This window comes from Pseudovibrio sp. M1P-2-3 (assembly GCF_031501865.1).
GTDB lineage: Bacteria > Pseudomonadota > Alphaproteobacteria > Rhizobiales > Stappiaceae > Pseudovibrio > Pseudovibrio corallicola.
This window is the reverse complement of record NZ_JARRCW010000001.1, coordinates 3,969,419-3,987,413: the sequence shown is the minus strand read 5'-3', so window position 1 is coordinate 3,987,413 and position 17,995 is coordinate 3,969,419. Positions and strand designations below refer to the sequence as shown.

General features: G+C 48.0%; 14 protein-coding genes. 3 read left to right on the top strand and 11 right to left on the bottom strand.

What is annotated here, in order from left to right; all coding sequences use genetic code 11:
- Nucleotides 1-7: 7 nt before the first annotated feature.
- From P6574_RS17475 to P6574_RS17465, 3 genes are all read right to left on the bottom strand, one after another.
- Nucleotides 8-1,165 carry a branched-chain amino acid ABC transporter permease gene (locus tag P6574_RS17475; RefSeq protein WP_310621523.1) on the bottom strand — a complete coding sequence of 386 codons (1,158 nt, stop codon included), beginning with the start codon at nucleotides 1,163-1,165 and terminating at the stop codon, nucleotides 8-10.
- Between the two features lie 3 nt (nucleotides 1,166-1,168).
- Complete coding sequence (locus P6574_RS17470) at nucleotides 1,169-2,197, bottom strand: branched-chain amino acid ABC transporter permease (protein ID WP_310621522.1); 1,029 nt, start codon at nucleotides 2,195-2,197, stop codon at nucleotides 1,169-1,171.
- Between the two features lie 129 nt (nucleotides 2,198-2,326).
- Entirely contained in the window at nucleotides 2,327-3,673 is a 1,347-nt protein-coding gene (locus tag P6574_RS17465; protein ID WP_310621521.1) for a substrate-binding protein, read from the bottom strand.
- A 452-nt stretch (nucleotides 3,674-4,125) separates the two neighbouring features.
- On the opposite strand from P6574_RS17465, the gene P6574_RS17460 reads away from it, so the two are divergent.
- The gene (locus P6574_RS17460; RefSeq protein ID WP_310621520.1) at nucleotides 4,126-7,014 is read left to right on the top strand and encodes a bifunctional diguanylate cyclase/phosphodiesterase; all 2,889 of its coding nucleotides are present in this window, start codon (nucleotides 4,126-4,128) and stop codon (nucleotides 7,012-7,014) included.
- Nucleotides 7,015-7,043: 29 nt separating this feature from the next.
- Here P6574_RS17460 and P6574_RS17455 read toward each other — a convergent pair whose 3' ends face one another.
- Both P6574_RS17455 and P6574_RS17450 read right to left on the bottom strand, forming a co-directional pair.
- A complete protein-coding gene (locus P6574_RS17455) occupies nucleotides 7,044-7,856 on the bottom strand; it encodes a methyltransferase domain-containing protein (protein ID WP_310621519.1) in 813 nt (270 codons plus the stop codon).
- Between the two features lie 155 nt (nucleotides 7,857-8,011).
- On the bottom strand, nucleotides 8,012-8,797 hold the full coding sequence (locus tag P6574_RS17450; RefSeq protein WP_310621518.1) for an SH3 domain-containing protein: 786 nt from the start codon (nucleotides 8,795-8,797) through the stop codon (nucleotides 8,012-8,014).
- Nucleotides 8,798-9,120: 323 nt separating this feature from the next.
- On the opposite strand from P6574_RS17450, the gene gltS reads away from it, so the two are divergent.
- Complete coding sequence (gltS, locus tag P6574_RS17445) at nucleotides 9,121-10,320, top strand: sodium/glutamate symporter (protein WP_310621517.1); 1,200 nt, start codon at nucleotides 9,121-9,123, stop codon at nucleotides 10,318-10,320.
- A 148-nt stretch (nucleotides 10,321-10,468) separates the two neighbouring features.
- Here the strand turns inward: gltS and P6574_RS17440 are convergent, their stop codons facing one another.
- The 3 genes from P6574_RS17440 to P6574_RS17430 form a co-directional block, all read right to left on the bottom strand.
- Nucleotides 10,469-11,164, bottom strand: a complete 696-nt coding sequence (locus tag P6574_RS17440; RefSeq protein ID WP_310621516.1) for an orotate phosphoribosyltransferase — start codon at nucleotides 11,162-11,164, stop codon at nucleotides 10,469-10,471.
- 41 nt (nucleotides 11,165-11,205) lie between these two features.
- A complete protein-coding gene (gene pyrC, locus P6574_RS17435) occupies nucleotides 11,206-12,186 on the bottom strand; it encodes a dihydroorotase (RefSeq protein ID WP_405048158.1) in 981 nt (326 codons plus the stop codon).
- A 194-nt stretch (nucleotides 12,187-12,380) separates the two neighbouring features.
- Nucleotides 12,381-13,094, bottom strand: a complete 714-nt coding sequence (locus tag P6574_RS17430) for a 2-phosphosulfolactate phosphatase (RefSeq protein WP_310621514.1) — start codon at nucleotides 13,092-13,094, stop codon at nucleotides 12,381-12,383.
- Between the two features lie 120 nt (nucleotides 13,095-13,214).
- Here P6574_RS17430 and P6574_RS17425 point away from each other — a divergent pair, with 120 nt between their 5' ends.
- Complete coding sequence (locus tag P6574_RS17425) at nucleotides 13,215-13,880, top strand: nucleotidyltransferase family protein (protein ID WP_310621513.1); 666 nt, start codon at nucleotides 13,215-13,217, stop codon at nucleotides 13,878-13,880.
- On the opposite strand, the gene pabB is transcribed toward P6574_RS17425, so the two are convergent.
- The 3 genes from pabB to msrA all read right to left on the bottom strand — a co-directional run bounded on the left by pabB (nucleotide 13,858) and on the right by msrA (nucleotide 17,574).
- Nucleotides 13,858-15,705, bottom strand: coding sequence for an aminodeoxychorismate synthase component I (gene pabB / locus P6574_RS17420; RefSeq protein ID WP_310621512.1), 1,848 nt, complete (start codon nucleotides 15,703-15,705; stop codon nucleotides 13,858-13,860). The genes P6574_RS17425 and pabB overlap by 23 nt on opposite strands.
- Nucleotides 15,706-15,881: 176 nt before the next feature.
- Complete coding sequence (locus P6574_RS17415) at nucleotides 15,882-16,352, bottom strand: MarR family winged helix-turn-helix transcriptional regulator (RefSeq protein ID WP_310621511.1); 471 nt, start codon at nucleotides 16,350-16,352, stop codon at nucleotides 15,882-15,884.
- Between the two features lie 556 nt (nucleotides 16,353-16,908).
- Nucleotides 16,909-17,574, bottom strand: a complete 666-nt coding sequence (msrA, locus tag P6574_RS17410) for a peptide-methionine (S)-S-oxide reductase MsrA (RefSeq protein ID WP_310621510.1) — start codon at nucleotides 17,572-17,574, stop codon at nucleotides 16,909-16,911.
- Nucleotides 17,575-17,995 lie beyond the last annotated feature (421 nt).

Here is a 17,995-nt window from a genome sequence, read left to right as displayed (position 1 = left end):
AAGTCTCCTATTCCGCAGCTTTTGTTTGACGCGGGCGGGTGTCCTCATCATTAGGTTTTTTGGAAGCAGAGGAGAGTTTGAAAAGGCCTGCCATACGATTAATGCCTTCCATGATGCCGCCGGGTAAATAGACAACGATAATGAGGAACATCAAACCTAGTGTCAGGTGCCATCCTTCTCCTACAAAGAGGCTTGCAAGGCTGACCATCGTCCCCTCTAAAGAGTCGGGCAGGAACGCAAAAATGGAGTGTAGGGTTTGGTCGTTGTAGGCGGAAAAGATATTTTCAAAGTACTTGATGAGACCCGCCCCAAGGATTGGACCGATCAATGTTCCAGCTCCACCTAAAATTGTCATCAATACCACTTCGCCGGAGGCGGTCCATTGCATGCGCTCCGCACCGGCAAGGGGGTCGGTCACGGCGAGCAGGTAACCTGCAACACCTGCGTAGATGCCGGAGATGATGAAGGCGGCAAGTGTATAAGGGCGAGAGTTCAGGCCCGTATACAGCATCCGGTTTTGATTGGATTTAACCGCTTTTAAGAGCAAGCCGAAGGGGGAGCGGAATAAACGTTGGGAAATATAAAAGCCAATAACTAGCAAAGCTGCGCAGAAGTAGAAGCCTGCATACCCTGTCAGTTCAATCCCGAATAAATTGGAAATGAGAGGCCCTGTGTTGTCGCCATGTTGGTCGAACAGACGTGGATCACTTTTAAGCACACGCAATCCGGTTTCACCATTGGTGATCGGGGTTAGGACTGAATAGGCGAGGTTGTAGCACATCTGGGCGAAAGCCAACGTGAGGATCGAGAAGTAAATTCCAGAGCGGCGAAGGGATACGAAACCAATTGCTAAGGCAAACAAGCTGGAAAATACGATGGAGAATAGAAGTGCTGGCAGAGGATTCATGCCAAGAAGCTTAAAGCTCCAGACGGCAGCATAAGAGCCGACACCCAAGAACACGGCGTGACCAAAAGACAAGTACCCAGTGAGGCCGAACAAAATATTGAACCCCATTGCGAACAACCCGAATATTGCAAATTTTTGCAGAAGGTCAGGGTACCCTGCGCCCAAGGGTGCAAGCCACAAAGGCATACTGGCTACAGCAATGCAGAATCCGATGAAAACTATGAAATCGTTGGTTTTTGAGTTGGAAATGGTTTGCATAGCTTATTCCTCCATCACACCCTTGCGACCCATAAGGCCTCGGGGCCTGACAAGAAGAATAGTAACGGCAACAAGGTAGATGATGATCTGGTCAATGCCTGGGAGTATGGTTTTGATTTCGTTCATACTGGCAAAGCTTTGCAGTACTCCAAGCAAAAAACCTGCAGTAACAGCGCCGGGAAGTGAACCCATACCGCCCACCACTACAACAACAAAAGAAAGGACCAGAAAGTCCATTCCCATATGATAGTCGGGTGGAAGGATTGGTGTGTACATGACACCCGCCAGTCCAGCCACAATAGTTGCAATGGCAAAAACGAAGGTGAACCGGCGCTCAATATTGATACCTAGGAAACCAACGGTTTCCCGATCGGCCATACCAGCCCGAATGACCATGCCGTAGGTGGTAAACTTAAGGAACGAAAAGACTGCGCCAATAATACCGAGCGAAAAGAGGAAGTAGACAATACGCCACCGGGGGTAGACAACCGAACCGGCGTCAAATCCCAGCATGGTCCCGAGGTCAATCGCACCGCGCACCGCATCCGGGGCAGATTGAGGAATAGGATTGGCACCAAAGGAAGCCTTGATAATCTCCTGCAAAACAATTGCCAACCCGAAGGTGACCAGAATTTGGTCCGCGTGGGGGCGCTTGTAAAAGAAACGGATTAAACCCCGTTCCAGGGAAAAGCCAATCACAAGCATTACGGGAATGGCAAGAAGAATGGAGACCGGGACTGAATAGTTGACCAGCTGCACCCCAAACTCGCCAAGGTAGGCCTCTACATAGGGCTCCCTGATCTCTAACGGGGTTCCCCAAGCAGTGGTTTGGGTGGGGTCAATGGTCACTTTTTCTAGACTAAGAAACTGATTAAATGCAACGGCACAAAAGGCGCCAAGCATGAAGATAGCCCCGTGGGCGAAGTTTACAACGCCCAGTGTTCCGAAGATGAGGGTCAAACCAAGAGCAATGAGAGCATAGGCTCCGCCCTTATCCAGACCGTTCAGGATTTGAAGTACGATGGCGTCCATATTGAACCCGTCTCACAAAAGTTAGCAATTCCGACACGCGCACCACAGATGAGTTATGCGTTCGGCACACTTATCCCGCTCCCCGCGCCAGCTGGCGCGAGGTTTGGTATTCGATGTTCTGGAAAGGAGTTAAGCGTCGTAGGGACCTAGTTCGCCGCCAAAGATAGACGGATCATAGGTTACTTGTGATGCTGGTGTAACTTCCACGACCTCCAGTAAGTCAAACTGGGAGGTCGCATTTTCGTTACCTTTCACGACCAATACGTCTTTAAAGCATTGGTGGTCGGCGCCGCGATAAAGCGTTTGGCCATTACCCATTCCATCAAACTCAAAGTCTTCCAATGCCCGAATGACCTCAGGAGGGTAGAACGTTCCAGCGCGTTCGCAAGCATCTGCATAAAGCAGGGTTTGAACATAGCAGGTGTGAGCTGCCTGTGATGGCGGAAATCCGTATTCCTGTCCAAAGGACCTGACAAAGGCTTTCGAGCCTTCATCTTGCAACGACCAGTTCCAGTTTGTTGTGCCGTATATACCTTTTACGTTCTCGCCCGCTCCTTGGGCCATCAAGCGTGAGTACAACGGTACAATGATCTCGAAGTTCTTACCGTTGACCTGTTTGTCACGAAGGCCAAACTGAACGGCTTGCGTCAGCGAGTTGATCATGTCTTTACCGTAGTGGTTCAAGATCAGAACATCAGCGCCGGAATTGAGGACTGGAGCGATGTATTGGGAGAAGTCTCCGGCGCCCAGAGGCGTACGAACCTTATTGACTGTTTCCCAGCCCAAACCCTCCGTGGTGTTGGCAATGGATTCTTCCTGTGTCCACCCCCATGTATAATCTGCTGTGAGGTGGTAAGCTCTTCGCTCGCCGCCCATTGCCTTTTGCAGAACGGGACCAAGGGCCGCACCGGACATATACGCGTTAAAGAAATGGCGGAAGCCATAGCGGCGGCGATCTTTCCCAGTAGTGTCGTTGGAATGGGTCAGGCCGCACATGAACACAACCCCCATCTCTTGAGCAAGAGACTGTTGGGCAATGGCAACACCTGAAGAAGACCCTCCAGACCACATGATGACGCCGTCTTTTTCAATCATACGTTTGGCAGAGGCGCGAGCCGCATCAGATTTGGTTTGCGTATCGCCGGTCACGAAGTTGACTTTGTTACCAAGAACGCCATTTCCTTTTAGGACCTTGGAAGAGAATGTGGTGAGCATTCCCCCATCACCCTCACCATTCAAATGTTTGACTGCCAACTGAAAAGCGCGCAGTTCATCAGCCCCTTCATCTGCGTAGGGGCCGGTCTGCGGCACATTAAAACCGAAGACAACCTCACCTGATTTTGAAGGGTCATTTTGGAAGTTGGTGTCTGCCCAAGCGTGACGGGTGAGAATAGTGGGTGCAGCCAGAACCACGCCGGTTGCTGCGGTTGCTTTTAAGAATTTTCTTCTACCTAAAGTTCTTTCTAGTTTTACCATGCTTCCTCCCCATAGTATTACTGTTTTTTATAAATGGTAATCTGCTTCCCACGTCTCCCCAGAAATGGCTATAAGATTACGTAGAGTCTCAAGTATATTGTAGATGTTGATTAAGGCAATAATACTAAAGGATGCAGCTACTTTTGTTTTTCGTTTTTTATTTCAAACTTTGAAAGTTTAATTTTAATAGTACTTGTTGTTGGTTGGGTAATGATGCTGCGTTGCACAATGTATTTTTTGTTTATTTAATGGACGAAATTTTAAAAGCTTTAGGTCCGCTTCCTACTGAAAATTAATAGGATATTTTTGAAGCTTTTAGACTTAACCGAGCCAGCATAAAGGAAAAAAGAGGGAAACTTTCTAAAGTGGTCTGACCAAACAGCAACTGATAAAAAGGCCAAATTTATATGGTCTGCCTATCTGGTTGCTTTTATCATCAGGTGTGAGTGAGCATGGGCAGGACCGTGATAAGACCTTTCAGCTCTTTGTCGTTTAAGCTGGCTCTCATTAGCGTTTTGTCTATGACACTCGCATTCGTATTGACCATGGTCATCGTCGTATATCAATTGGATGCAAATCTGGAAAAGCAAACGCGTCAGATTGAGATAATCTCCAAAGAACAATTTACTTCGTTTTTGGAGCGGGATATCCGTCATGTGAACTCCCATATTCGCACTGCGATAGAGAATTACTCTGACCGTGTTCTGGAGATCGCCGCCCGAGGTGATATCCAAGCAGCGCTGTGGCAAAGTAATCCAACCAATATAAAAAGGCTGCTGAGAACTGCAGCCAGCTTCGCAGGGTTGGATAATCTAGTTATTGTCAATGAGAACGGCAAAGTTCTCGGGTACTCATCTTTTTCTGTCAGTGCTCAAGTTGCCCAGTCTGCTTTTGATCAGTCGCCTTTTACTCAGGAGGACTTGAAAAGTTTATTGGCAGCCAAAGTTTCAAAAGCACCGCCAGTGAAGACCATTTTCCTACCAGCCTCGCAGGCCAGAGGAATTTTGCCTCCCTCTCGCAGTTCCGGTCTTTCCGTTATTTCGGCAACTCCCATGGTCGGAAGTTCAGGATCCAAAAGGGCCGTGTTGATTGGGCAATCGTGGCTCCGACCGGGGAATACCAACCTCTATACGCTCTCAAACTCGGAAAAAGTTGGGGTGGCCATATTCGATAGTTCCTCTGAAGTTATGGAGACAAATTTCAAAGCCCAGATAAATGCCTCCAGCCCTATCTTGAATAATGGCCAGCTCTTCCACAGCAACGGTGTCTTCGCCTTATGTGGAGCTGGTCCGGACTTTCTGCGGGTTTGTACGTCCCGACCGGATAGTATCTTGCTTGAAGTGCAAAACCGTCTGGAGCAGGTGGCTGAAACATCAAAAAGAGATACACTCAATCAATTGCTCATTTTGGGGGGATTTGCCTCAAGTGTCATACTGTTAGGGTCACTCTTGCTCGCTCGCCATGTGGCAGGTCCCTTGCAACGGTTGACCGAAACTGTCTCAGAAATAGCGGGTGGCAACTATAGCCGGCAAGTGACAGGTATTCGACGGGGAGATGAGGTTGGAGATATTGCACGCTCCGTGCAAGTTCTGCAAAAAAGGTCTCAAGAACGTGCGTCCTTGAGACAGAAAGTCGGTGAGAAAACGTCGCAACTAGAAAAGCGCGAACAGGAGCTTTCCCGACAAAATCTCTATTTTGATGCTGCAATTAATAATATGTCTCATGGTCTGGTTATGGTCGACCAGAACAGAAATGTAATTGTTGCAAATGATGCGCTTTCAAAACTGTTTAACCTGCAAGAAGGTGTTGTGCGGCCGGGGATGCAATGGGCGGCTGTTCTCAAGGGAATAAAGGAGAAAGCCAGCAGTACCAGTGACTGTGAACAGTGGGATCAGGAGGAGTTTTGGTCATCCACTCGCCGGACAATGCAATCTTTTGACTTAAAAGGTGGCATTGTTGTGTTTGCAACTCGAGAGCCGTTGGGAGATGGGGGGTGGGTTACCATATTTGAGGATGTATCGGAGCGTAGCAGGGCCGCGGAGCGAATGGAGTATCTTGCAACGCATGATGCTATGACAGGCCTTTTGAACCGCTACTCCTATCAAAAGGCATTGATTGAGCGTGTACATTTTTCTGAGCAGTATGAGAAAAGTTTTGGCGTTCTTATTCTGGACCTTGATGAGTTTAAAACAATCAATGACACACTTGGTCATGGCGTAGGTGACGATGTTCTCAAGAGAGTTGCAAAGTTATTACAAGGACTTGTAACGGGCAATGAAACGGTTGCACGTTTGGGGGGGGATGAGTTCGCGATTTTAATCGAGCCACCTGTCAGTGTCAGAACACTGGAAGGCCTTGCGGTAAAGATTATAGACGCCATATCCACCCCTTTTAAGATACAGGGAAATGAGCTGCGTTTGAGTACAAGTATCGGCCTTGTTGCATGTGAAGGGGGAGGGCTCGAACCGGACAAAATTATGCGTGATGTAGACCTTGCTCTTTATGAAGCCAAGGGAATGGGGCGTGATACATTCCGTTTCTTCAAAGAGGATCTCAGGGAAAAGGTCGAGTACAGACATGCCCTGATTCTGGATTTGCAAAACGCGGTTACTTTTGAGGAATTTGAAGTTTACTTTCAGCCGCAAGTTTCCTTTTCAACGAATGAAATTGTGGGGTTTGAGGCTTTGATGCGCTGGCGTCATCCTTTGAGAGGGTTTGTGCCCCCTTCCGAATTTATTCCCATCGCCGAAGAAACAGGCATGATGTCCTACCTTGGTGAATGGGTATTAAGAGAGTCCTGCCTTTATGCCATCCGCTGGCCCAATCACGTTCAGCTGGCAGTCAATGTTTCCCCCAAGCAACTGGAAAGTGATAATTTCCTTCTGATTATGCACCAGGTCCTCAAGGAAACTGGGTTTCCGGCCTCGCGTCTGGAGTTGGAGATAACAGAAAGTGTTGTTCTGGATGAAGGCTATGAAACCAAAATGCGTCTGCATGCCCTCAAGAAAATGGGCATTAAAATCGCGTTGGATGATTTTGGAACAGGGTATTCATCTCTCAGCTCTCTTCGAAGTTTTCCGTTTGACCGGATCAAAATCGATCGCAGCTTTATAAAGTCAATGTTCGATAGTCAGGATTCTCAGTCTATTTTGAATACGATTTTCGAGCTGGGGAGGAATTTGAGAATAGCAACTTTGGCTGAGGGGATAGAAGATGCTCGAACTGTCGAGGCTCTGAGGGATTTGGGGTGTGATATTGGACAGGGCTATTTCTATGGAAAACCTGTCCCCCAAGCTTTAGCACTGGCGGCGCTCAATGCATACAAGCGAAAGAAAGCTTAAGCTTTGGAGCCACCAGAGGTTGTTGGTCTTTATGAATTTACGCAAAGAACTAAATGGCCTGGTACAGGGTTACCCTGTTCGTAGCGAACTATAATTGGTTCCATCTCTAAAAGTTCGAAACTGTTCTGTTTGAGTTCGCGTTTAATGTAGTCTTCAGAGTGGGCAAAGCGCTGGAAATCTCCGACCTTAAACGCTTCCGTTTCAGAGGTGCCGCTAGAAAGAGTTTCACTGGAAAATGCAAAGACACCATCTTTTTCCAAATTGTCACTCACACCGGTAAAAAACTCGGCAAGGTCGCCCATGTAAGGGATAACGTCCGTCGCTACAATAAGGTCCCAACGGGTCTCTTCCTTTTGCTGGAGAAAGGCGACTGCTTCACTCACATAAAGGTCTTCGTAGACTTCCTTGTCATAGGCAACTTCCACCATGCCCTCGGAAATATCTACACCGGTCTTGTGAGCGGCCATGCCATCGAGTGCTTCGGCTGAAAGCCCCGTGCCGCATCCAAGGTCCAGAAGTTTTTTGAAAGGCTTTTGGTAATGCTTGGATAATTTGTCCCGAACCATCATGGGTACTGCGTACCCTAGTTGCTCCACCAATATACTATCAAAGACTTCCGCATGCTGGTCGAACAAAGTGCTCACATAAGCGTCCGGTGCCTTTGCGGGAGTTGAGCCAAGTCCCATGCTGGCAAGGCGAATAGCTGCACCGCCGTGGTCTTCCGGGTCAAGCTCTAGTACTTGAGCGTAAGCTTGTGCCGCTTCTTCAAGCTTTCCTTGCTTTTCCAAGGATAGTGCACGGTTATAGGCCTCAGCCAGTACTTCGTCGTTTATATCAGCCATGCTTAAATCCGGATTGCTTTTCGTGTTTGTGCTTGAAGACCACTGGTCGGGCTATATTGGAATATGAGTGGAATTGCAAATAGGCCTAAAAAGGGAAGGGCCCCTGCAAAAAGCAGAAGCCCTAGAGTAATCAGATAGGAGTGAGAGGTGGAGAATTAACGGCGTCCTCCTCCATGTCCCCCGCCACCAAAGTGACCACCGCCACCGAAGTGCCCTCCGCCGCCGCCAAAGCCTCCACCGCCGAAGTGGCCGCCGCCGCCAAAGCCGCCGAAGTGCCCTCCGCCAAAGCCTTCAGGACGGAAACCTTCCATATGGGGGGGACGTCCCTCCCAATTACGGTGTCCGTTATGATAGAAGGGGTGATGGGGATGCAGAGGGTGGTTGTGGTCGTGACTATGGTGATTGTACCAATTGCGTGCCCGCGCACGATCATATGGGTGCCTATAGTCATTCCACGGATGGCGGCGATCATGACACCAATAGGGTGGCGGGAAATAAGGACTGCCCCTACCACAACGGCTGTAAATGGGGTGGTAAGGGTGATAGGGGTGGTAGTAATGATAGGGGTAATAGTTGCCGTAGTCTCCCCACCATAACCCAAGTCCCCAAGGGTAGAGTCCGTCATCTCCATAGTAGTAGTTGTTTGAGCCGGATCCGCCACTAAAAGACAGAGTTGATCCGGTAACCCAGCCGCGAGTGTTGTAATACTGGATTTCACACCAGCTGGAAGATTGTAGGCACTCATAGACGGAAACACGTCCCCCTGCGGGTACTTGACCAAGAATGGGGTACTTTGTTCCCGCACCTTCACGGATATTTACTGTCACATTGGCATAGGCGGTTTGCTCGGCTGAAGCGGTATGCTGGAAAACGCCAACCGTGAGAAATGCAGTGAAGATTGATAGAAGAATAAGGCGTTTCAAGGTTCTTACCCTTTTCATCTGTCCGCTGCTTGTCGCAGCGTTGTTATTTTCCAGCCTCAAAATCAAGTGAAGAGAAGCACTCCAGAATAGAGTTGGACCATAGGCCGGTTTTTGAGGCTCTATTATAAATTACCCTACGTAATTTTAGAAGCGATTTGCACAAAAATGGCAAGTGTTCTTAAAATTTACCTAATAGTATAAGGGGTGATCCGATGATTTTTACTTTGATTATTTTATGTATATTAACGGGCGTTGAAGTAACCGATAGTATATTGTGGCTGTAAGATGCAAATTTTCATCATAACTTGTGTCTCAAGTGGTGAAAACGAGGGAGAGTGGTAATGGAATATGCTGCAAATGATTTCATTACTTTCAACCTTGCTATTATGGTTTTATTTGTAGGACGCTATCTTAGCCAAAAGTCAGTTTTTCTTAGGAAATTCAGTATTCCGGATCCCTTGGCCGGGGGGCTGTTGTGTGCAATCATCATTGCTTTGCTGACAATATTTTTTAATTTTAAGATCACTTTTGCGAGTGAACCAAGGGACTTTCTGCTTGTCTACTTTTTCGCGGCAATTGGACTGAGGGCAAAGATTACTGATTTGGCAACTGGTGGGGTGCCACTCGTTATTCTAATCATCATTTCGACTGTGTTTATCTTCCTGCAAAATCTAGTGGGCATTGGAGCTGCAGTTGCGTATGGGCTGGACCCGGTCTTGGGTGTCGTGGCAGGCTCGGTTTCCCTTGTTGGGGGGGTGGGGACAACGGTAGCATGGGCTCCAATCTTTGAAAGCCAGTTAGGTATTGAAAATGCAACGGAAATAGGAATTGCGTGTAACACGGTCGGCATGATCTCGGCCTGCCTTATCGGAGGGCCAATTGCGCAGCGGCTGATCTACAAACATAAAATTCGCGGTACGGGAGACGCCAACCTTGAGGTCGGCGAGGTCTATGACGCGGACCAGAAAGGGGACTTTCATTACTACAATGTTTTGAGGGCCATTTTCCTAATCAATATTGCAGTTACACTGGGTTGGTTCCTCCATCAGGCGCTGACGTCCTCTGGTGTTGTTATTCCTTTGTTTGTTCCCGTTCTGGTGGCTGGCATCATTATTAATAATGTTGGTTTGCTGATCGCTCCCAAAGTTGACCGCAGAAAGCGCAATAAAGGTATTGCCTTGATTTCGGATATAAGTCTGGGCGGCTTTTTGAGTATGGCACTCATGAGCATGGACCTGTTGTCTGTGTGGCAGTCCATTGGATTTGTGGCCCTTGTTATGTCACTCCAAATCCTGCTGGCAGTACTTTATGCCCTGTTCATTGTATTTCGATTTATGGGCAAAGATTATGATGCCACGGTTGTGTCCGCAGGATTTGGGGGGATTGCGCTGGGCTCCACCGCGACTGCTGTTCTTAATATGACGTCGGTCGCCCAGAAATACGGAGCCTCTCATAAAGCCTTTTTAATTGTTCCACTGGTTTGCGGGTTCTTTATTGACCTCACCAACGCCGTAATCATCGGGCTGTTTACAGGTCTTTAAGTGACCTCCTAAAAGTGAACGACGATTTTCGGAAGAAAATATACGGAATAAAGCATAGTACTCAGGCTCACATCCTTCAGGTTAGAAAAAAGGCGCGAAGAAGAATGTTCGCGCCTTTCTTTTAAATGAATGTGTTCAACTACGATGATTAGATAGAGGTGGTTGAAATGCCACCGTTTTTGCTTGACCACTCGAGAGGGTTGTTGAGGAAACTCTCAACCTCTCCCAAGGTCTTCTCATCAAAGTAGTTGTTCTTTCTGCAAACTTTAAGCACATCGCGCCAAGTGCACAAGTAGTGCAGGTTCAAGCCGTGTTCCTTCAGCTTGTCTTTGGTTTCCGGGAAAATGTCGTAGTAAAAGACAACAAAGGTGTCAGTTACTTCCGCGCCTGCGGTACGAAGGGCTTCACAGAACTTTACTTTGGAGCCTCCATCCGTCGTGAGGTCTTCCACCAAAAGGACGCGGCTCCCTTCTTCCAGATGCCCCTCGATTTGAGCGTCACGGCCAAACCCTTTTGGCTTCTTACGCACATACTGCATGGGGGCGTGCATTTTATCTGCAATCCAAGCAGCAAACGGAATGCCGGCGGTTTCCCCTCCAGCAACAGCATCCACTTGCTCAAAGCCAATGTCTTCAAGAATTGTAGCTGTGGCGAAGTCCATAAGGGCGTTACGAATGCGCGGGTAAGAAATGAGCTTGCGGCAGTCGATATAGACAGGGCTGGCAAGGCCGGACGTCAGCTTGAACGGTTCTTCCGGCCGAAAGTGGATGGCATTAATTTCCATCAACATCTTTGCTGTCAGTTCCGCCATTACTTCTTTTTCAGGAAAAGAATTTGAGAACATTTTGGGGTTCCTTCGGTTTTTTGGAGATTGCGGAATGTGTCTTAGGGTTCGACTCGCCAGAAAAGATCAAATCCGGGGTCAAAGACTGTGACAGGACCGTCTTCAGTCCAGATTTGTTTGGAAAGTGTTATCGGGGCTGTCTCTTTAATTAGAGTTAGCATTTTCGTGTTTGGGGCTAAGCCATAAAATGCAGCGCCGTTAAGGGAAGTGAAAGCTTCCAGTTTGTCGAGTGCATTTTTGTTTTCAAAAACATGGGCCAGACAGGAAATACTATTGATACTGGTAAAGATCCCAGCACATCCACAACAGGAGTATTTGTTAGTCTGCGTATGGGGGGCGGAATCTGTTCCAAGGAACACGCGGGAATGGCCGGAAGTTGCAAGGCTGACAAGCGCTTGGCGGTGCTCTTCACGCTTGGCAACCGGCAGGCAGTAGTAATCTGGCTTAATACCGCCCACCAGAATGTCGTTCCGGTTGATAATCAGGTGATGCGTTGTAATTGTCGCTCCGAGCTTCTCGTTTCCGCTCTTTACGTAGTCAGCCCCTTCTTTCGTTGTGATATGCTCCATCACAATTTTCAAATCTGGAAGGCGTGTGCGCAGCGGTTCAAGAATACGTTCTATGAATACTGCCTCTCGATCAAAAATATCTACATCGAAGTCAGTGACTTCTCCGTGGACAAGCAGGGGAAGACCGATCTCTGCCATTCGCTCCAGAACACCTGAAACTTTGTCAAAGTCCCGCACACCATTATCTGAATTGGTTGTCGCACCTGCCGGATAAAGCTTTACAGCGCTTATCAAACCAGATTTTGCAGCTTGCTCGACGTCATCAGCTTCGGTTGTCTCCGTAAGGTACAACGTCATCAAAGGAGAGAAGTCATGGCCTTCGGGTACTGCTGAGAGGATCCGTTCTTTGTAGGCGGCAGCGTCACTTGCGCGAACCACGGGCGGAACGAGGTTCGGCATTATAATTGCGCGGGCGAAGTCATGGCTGGAATAGGGGAGAACTGAATTGAGCATTGCGCCGTCCCGAAGATGAAGGTGCCAGTCATCCGGTCGGCGAAGTGTCAATTTGTTAGCGGTCACCATAGGTGCCTCCAATAAGAATCCGAAAATACTTTCGGAGCCACCTTAGAACCCGAAAACCACTGCGCTTCAAGTATTATATTTAGCTCGTTCGTCTAATTTTTTGAATTAATGAGGGGTCGGGTGAATTACGCAGTAGGTACAGCAGTTTTAAACCACCCTTCTTTGAGTATTGGGATGTGTTCGGATTCGTTAAGTTCCAAGCTGATGCGTACATCCTCTTGGAAATCATGTTCAATCAACTCGCGGCCGCTGATAGATGTTGAGATAAGTGTTGAAAGATTTATCCGTGCGCTTCTGAAAGCGTGGCTGGCAAGTGTTGCTTCTGAGGAAAAGTCTCCTTCCAGCCTTGAAAGAATGGCCCCACACCCAAGCAAATCCTCTAGGGCTGGGCGGAGGGATCCATCTGGCCAGCGTTCTCCTGCTGCGATGAGCGTTACGGCCTTTCCCTGATAGTGCTCGCGCACGTAGTTACTAACGGCTCTGGCGTTTCGCAAACACCCCAGCAAGATTGTTGAAGTTTCATTTGCTCTAGCCGCTATATGGGACCCGTTGGGGGAGGGGAGAACCAGTTTGGCACCTTCTGGTAACTCAAGCAGACTATGGGGAGAGAGGCTGTATGTTCTCTCACTTCGTTTTCTGGCGAGAATGGCTCCGCGGGTTTTTGCTTCTTGCTCGGCTCGGTCTCTTTGGTTCAAAGCAAACGGAAGGACCAGAGCTCCGCGACTTAAAGCAACGGTCACTGAAGTCGAAAAGCAAAGAGTGTCCACGATGATAAGAAGATCGGACCTGTCTTGATAATAGTCGAAGCCACTAAGGCCCCATTCAAAGGAAATATTCATTGGACAACTTTCAAATAGATATGCCCCTGAGAACTAGGGGAAGGTGGGATGAATGAATTGAACAAAGCAAGAACAAAAGCCATAATGCAGGAGACATCAAAACAAGTGGCTTAGCGAATCATGATTCTAGAAAATACTCAGGTCAAAGCAAGAGAGATCTATCGTATACCACCCTATGGTTCCCGCTGCTATCTTGGTGCGCGGGATAGAGAGCTTGAGGCCTTTGTAAAAGCTGTTGTTCTAGCCAACGAGGATCTTTGGGAGGTTCTCAAGCTTGCGCGCTCAATGACCTTGCCAGATGCATGGCTTGTTTCAGGGGGAATCTATCAGAACCTATGGAATGCTCTTTGTGGCAAGCCGCAGAACTATGGTGTTAAGGATATTGACCTGATTTACTTTGATGATCGTGATGCGTCCTATGCGGCGGAAGATTTGGTCGTTAAGCATTTTGAACAAGAGACCTCCCGATTATCTATTCCAGTGGAAGTGAAAAATCAGGCCCGTGTACATTTATGGTATCCACAAAGGTTTGGGCAAAGTTACCCTAAGCTCTCTCATGCCACTCAATCTTTATTGTATTATGCATCAACCACACATTCAGTTGCGGTCAAATTGAATGAGCATGGTGAAGTTGTCGTACATGCACCTTTTGGCCTGCAAAATATTTTCCGTATGGTCTTGGTGCCCAATTACGCTCTTCAGAATAAGGCGACCTATGAGGAAAAGGGAAAACGCCTGCAAGCACTCTGGCCACTGCTGACACTTAATAAATGGGAGCAGGCATAGGTGTTAAACTGTTACCCCGCTCCTTAGTCTCATCCATCAGCGTCAACTGCGCACTCATCAGTCCACGAACGCTGTTACCAATAAACAGGCGATCTGCCTCTAGTAGGTCTTGAAGCGTCAGGTCAGCTTCAAAAGCAAGAGCTTTTTCGAGAAGGGCAGCACGAAATGTTCCAGCTAGAAGGCCATGGGTTAATCGAGGCGTCAGGAGTACTCCATCTCTCTCAATGAAAAGATTGGTGAAACTCCCTTCTGTTAGGAAACTTCGCTCATTTTGAAAGAGAACCTCAAAGCACTCTGTTTGCTTTTGGTAGCGCAGGCGGAGTTTATCATAGAACGAGCGGCGAGAGGTTTTGTGAAATAAGAAACGGTCACTCGAGTTTACCCGTTCGCTTGCCAAAATCACCTTGACCGGTTCTGCTTCGAAACGGGAAGGAAGCGGCGAGCATGAAACAGAGAGCTTGCCCAGATGGTCCAAATCTATTCGAACGCGCATAGGGCTTGAGAACGCTTCTAATTCTGTATTAAGCCTTTTAAAGGCCTCGTTCATATCAAAAGGAAACCCAAAGTACTCGGCGCTGTCTCTCAAGCGTTTCAAGTGACGTTGTTCCAAGAGGTACCCGTACTCTTTGGTCCAAGCCAGTGTTTCAAAAAGAGTAAAGGGGCCTTCTTTTTGCTGAAAAAAACCAAGCTTAAGCTTGCACTCTTCATATTCGGGCGCGGACCCGGAATCGTAGACGACGCCAGATCCAGCCCCTATTACACCAGCCCCGTCTCCATTAATTACAAGCGTACGAATAGCCACATTAAAGGTAAAGTCTCCGGACGGATCGATGTAACCAATCGAGCCGGTATAGATGCCTCTTTCAGAAGCCTCCAATTCCTTGATGATCTCCATTGCCCGAAGTTTTGGCGCACCGGTTATAGACCCGCACGGGAAGAGCTGCTCCATAATTTGAGGCAGCTCCGCCCCTTCACTTAGAAGTCCACTGGTGGTGGAGGTCATTTGTAAAATGCTTCTGTATGTCTCCACATGACACAGTTGTTCCACCTGAACGGATCCAGCTTTCGTAATGCGCGACAGATCATTTCGCATCAAATCCAAAATCATGGTGTTTTCCGCGCGGGACTTCTGATCCTTGCGCAGCCACTGTTTCGCAGCCATATCTTCAGTAGGGGTCCGCCCTCGTGGTGCGGTTCCTTTCATGGGCCGTGTTGTTAGCTTTTGGCCTCGCCTTTCCAGAAACAACTCTGGGGAGATGGAAAGAACGGTTTGGCGCTCTGTTTTAATATAGGCAGCATAGCTAACGGGTTGCTGAAACAGCAAGTGGTTGAAGAGGTTGACTGGATTACCGCTGAGGTGTGCGCCAGTGCGCATTGTCAGGTTAATCTGGTAGACATCACCTTGCTTCAAATGAGATTGCGTTTTGGAGAAAGCTTGCGCGTACTCCTCTTCGCTCAGATCGAATCCCTCAATTTCGACATGTGAGGGGGTGCCGGTTGAGCCGAAACTCTCCAACCACTGGTCCTGCTGTTGTCGCGAAAGGAGTTTGGGTGCCTCATAGACACCGAACCAGGCGAGGTCCTGCGAGTTTAACAGCTTGTAGGTTGAGCGGAGTTTCTCTTCAAACGCCATTCCAAATTCATAGGAAAAGTAGCCAGCAAGATGAGCGCCTTGCTTGCGTAAAGCCTCTAGGCGCGCCAAATAGGCAGGGACTTCCTCAAGAGATCGACAGGTGAGGATTTGTGATGGTTCTTGATAGAGGCGGGCAGCTGTATTTCCAATTCTGTCAACAAGAAGAACAGTGCCGCTTAGAGGTTCGGCCATGCAACATAATCTCTCAGGCGATTGTTTTGCTGTTCTTACCAAAGCTGAATCGGAATATCACTAGGCTGCCTATATGTCTTCACCAGCAAATATCGCTGAAGCACTAGGTGAGGAGATATGAGCAGAAGCTGTGATCGTAGTCTGGCCCGCAAGAGCACGAGTTATATATCTTCTAGCTAGGCAGGTTCTGGCTCTTTTTGCGCGACAATTGGGTTGTCCAGACAAAAACGGGCACAAGCAGGTTTATTGAGACCAGATAGAATAGTGCTGAAGAGCTTATGAAGATTTTCTAAATCGGTTTCAGCAATGCTGCCAAAGAGCTGGCAGGCTGCTTTTTGCCGAGCTTCTGCGAGTTCTGCAGCTTTCCGCTTTCCCCGAGCTGTTAATTCAACCATCACTTCCCGTCCACGCCGTCTTTGGCGGCGAACGAGCCAGTCTTTTTCCAGACGGTCAACAAGGCGGACTGTTGCAGAGTGGGACAGTTTGACTTCGAGCGCGATTGCACCAATAGAAATTGACGGAGCACGCCTCATTGCGAGCAATGCAGCAACAGCACTGGGAGAAAGATCTCCATAGGCTTCGATACTGGCATCTTCAAGCGCTGTACTAATAGCAGACAGTTGATTGGCGATTTGGTCAATTTGCATTGTGTTTTCTGGCTTCAATTGCTGAGAACTTCTGCATTAACGTAAAAGGAAAATAGGTTTCACACAACACCTCAAACTTTCATGAATACAAATTTATCAAACATTTTTTGGATAACGAAATTGGAGTGTTTATCAATTTTGGCTGTTTTCCGCCATTTCTTAAGATAGGTGTAATTACTTAATACCTGTGACTTGTTATAAAAAATAGTACAATGCAAGAATCTGTTGCACCATTTAAGACCGGTAAATTCCGGCCGCGTTTGCTCAAAAGTGGGTGAGGGGGCAGATATCAAGCTTGTCTGATGGGATGCACGCTTATACATAGCGGGATCGATTGGCAATTGCCCTGTAGATTTTATTGGGTTGTCGTTTGAGGTTGCAAGCCGCTTTGACCAGAAACAGTTGTAATCTGGCGTTTTTCTATGAAAATGGTCAGCGCTCAAACTGCATAATTTGAGCGATGTAGGATACAAAACCCATCTTAGATGTGTCGCCCCTCAAAAACATTTGCGATGATTTTAAGTTCTTGAGAGGCAATTTAGGGGCATGCTTAAGACTATGAAAAAGAGATCGGGCAGCTGACACCTGTCCCTTTTATACCGCAGTAACCATCTGGATTTTTGGCCAAATACTGTTGATGGTAGTCCTCCGCCCAGTAGAAATTTGAAGCCATTTTTATTTCTGTTGTAATCGGCGATGCTTGGCCGTGGTTTTTGGATGCGCTCAAAGCGTCTTTATAGGCCTGCGCACTTTTCCTGAAAAGTTCCAGATCTTCTTGGTTATGAGCGTATAGGGCTGAGCGGTATTGGGTGCCCACATCATTGCCCTGTCGCATACCTTGGGTCGGGTCATGATTTTCCCAAAAAACGCGAAGTAAAGCCTCCAAGGATATCGTTTGGGGATCATAAACGATGCGAACAACTTCAGTGTGTCCCGTTTGTCCGGTGCAAACTTCTTGATAGGTCGGGTTAGGGGTGGAGCCGCCCGCGTAACCTACGCCGGTGACATAAACTCCAGGGGTTTCCCAAAACAAGCGCTCTGCGCCCCAGAAGCAGCCCAGCCCAACATCTAGGAGCAAATAGCCCTTTGGATATGGCGGGCTTAACGGGGCACCGGTTACAAAATGGTTTCCAGGAGTTGTGATGGGATCGGAGCGGCCGGTTAAGGCTCTGTCTTTATTTTGTATGGTCATTTTGTCGCTCAGCATTTTCATAAATGACATGGTTATCTCCTCTTTATATGAATATAGGCCAGAGGAGGCCAAACGGGAAGAAATGCTGGATATAGATTATATCAAAGTAGATTGTACCCTGCGCTTGCGATCTCCAAACCATAAACACAAGAGTCCGAGAGGCCCGAGTATTGTCCAAGGGGGCATCAGCAAGATTGTCTGCGCCACCGGATCCCACAAAAAGGGTGATAGATTTCGTTGGATTCCAGCTTGCAGTCCATTCAGGCTACTTGGTGATATTTCAAACCAAATCTGCCCCAAAGGCGTTGTCGTCCAAGCGGAAGCAGCAATACTCTTGGTACAATCAATTATAAACGACACAAGCGCCGCGGCGACCATCCACAGTCCTAGACCGCGTAAGAAAAAGCTGAACATGGCTACAGTCCCCATACGGTTTCGGTTGCCCCTACTG

Excerpts from the sequence above, each read along its gene's own strand:
- P6574_RS17475 (WP_310621523.1), bottom strand. The coding sequence starts at position 1,165 with ATGCAAACCATTTCCAACTCAAAAACCAACGATTTCATAGTTTTCATC.
- P6574_RS17470 (WP_310621522.1), bottom strand. The coding sequence starts at position 2,197 with ATGGACGCCATCGTACTTCAAATCCTGAACGGTCTGGATAAGGGCGGA.
- P6574_RS17465 (WP_310621521.1), bottom strand. The coding sequence starts at position 3,673 with ATGGTAAAACTAGAAAGAACTTTAGGTAGAAGAAAATTCTTAAAAGCA.
- P6574_RS17460 (WP_310621520.1), top strand. The coding sequence starts at position 4,126 with ATGGGCAGGACCGTGATAAGACCTTTCAGCTCTTTGTCGTTTAAGCTG.
- P6574_RS17455 (WP_310621519.1), bottom strand. The coding sequence starts at position 7,856 with ATGGCTGATATAAACGACGAAGTACTGGCTGAGGCCTATAACCGTGCA.
- P6574_RS17450 (WP_310621518.1), bottom strand. The coding sequence starts at position 8,797 with ATGAAAAGGGTAAGAACCTTGAAACGCCTTATTCTTCTATCAATCTTC.
- gltS (WP_310621517.1), top strand. The coding sequence starts at position 9,121 with ATGGAATATGCTGCAAATGATTTCATTACTTTCAACCTTGCTATTATG.
- P6574_RS17440 (WP_310621516.1), bottom strand. The coding sequence starts at position 11,164 with ATGTTCTCAAATTCTTTTCCTGAAAAAGAAGTAATGGCGGAACTGACA.
- pyrC (WP_405048158.1), bottom strand. The coding sequence starts at position 12,186 with ATGCTCAATTCAGTTCTCCCCTATTCCAGCCATGACTTCGCCCGCGCA.
- P6574_RS17430 (WP_310621514.1), bottom strand. The coding sequence starts at position 13,094 with ATGAATATTTCCTTTGAATGGGGCCTTAGTGGCTTCGACTATTATCAA.
- P6574_RS17425 (WP_310621513.1), top strand. The coding sequence starts at position 13,215 with ATGATTCTAGAAAATACTCAGGTCAAAGCAAGAGAGATCTATCGTATA.
- pabB (WP_310621512.1), bottom strand. The coding sequence starts at position 15,705 with ATGGCCGAACCTCTAAGCGGCACTGTTCTTCTTGTTGACAGAATTGGA.
- P6574_RS17415 (WP_310621511.1), bottom strand. The coding sequence starts at position 16,352 with ATGCAAATTGACCAAATCGCCAATCAACTGTCTGCTATTAGTACAGCG.
- msrA (WP_310621510.1), bottom strand. The coding sequence starts at position 17,574 with ATGTCATTTATGAAAATGCTGAGCGACAAAATGACCATACAAAATAAA.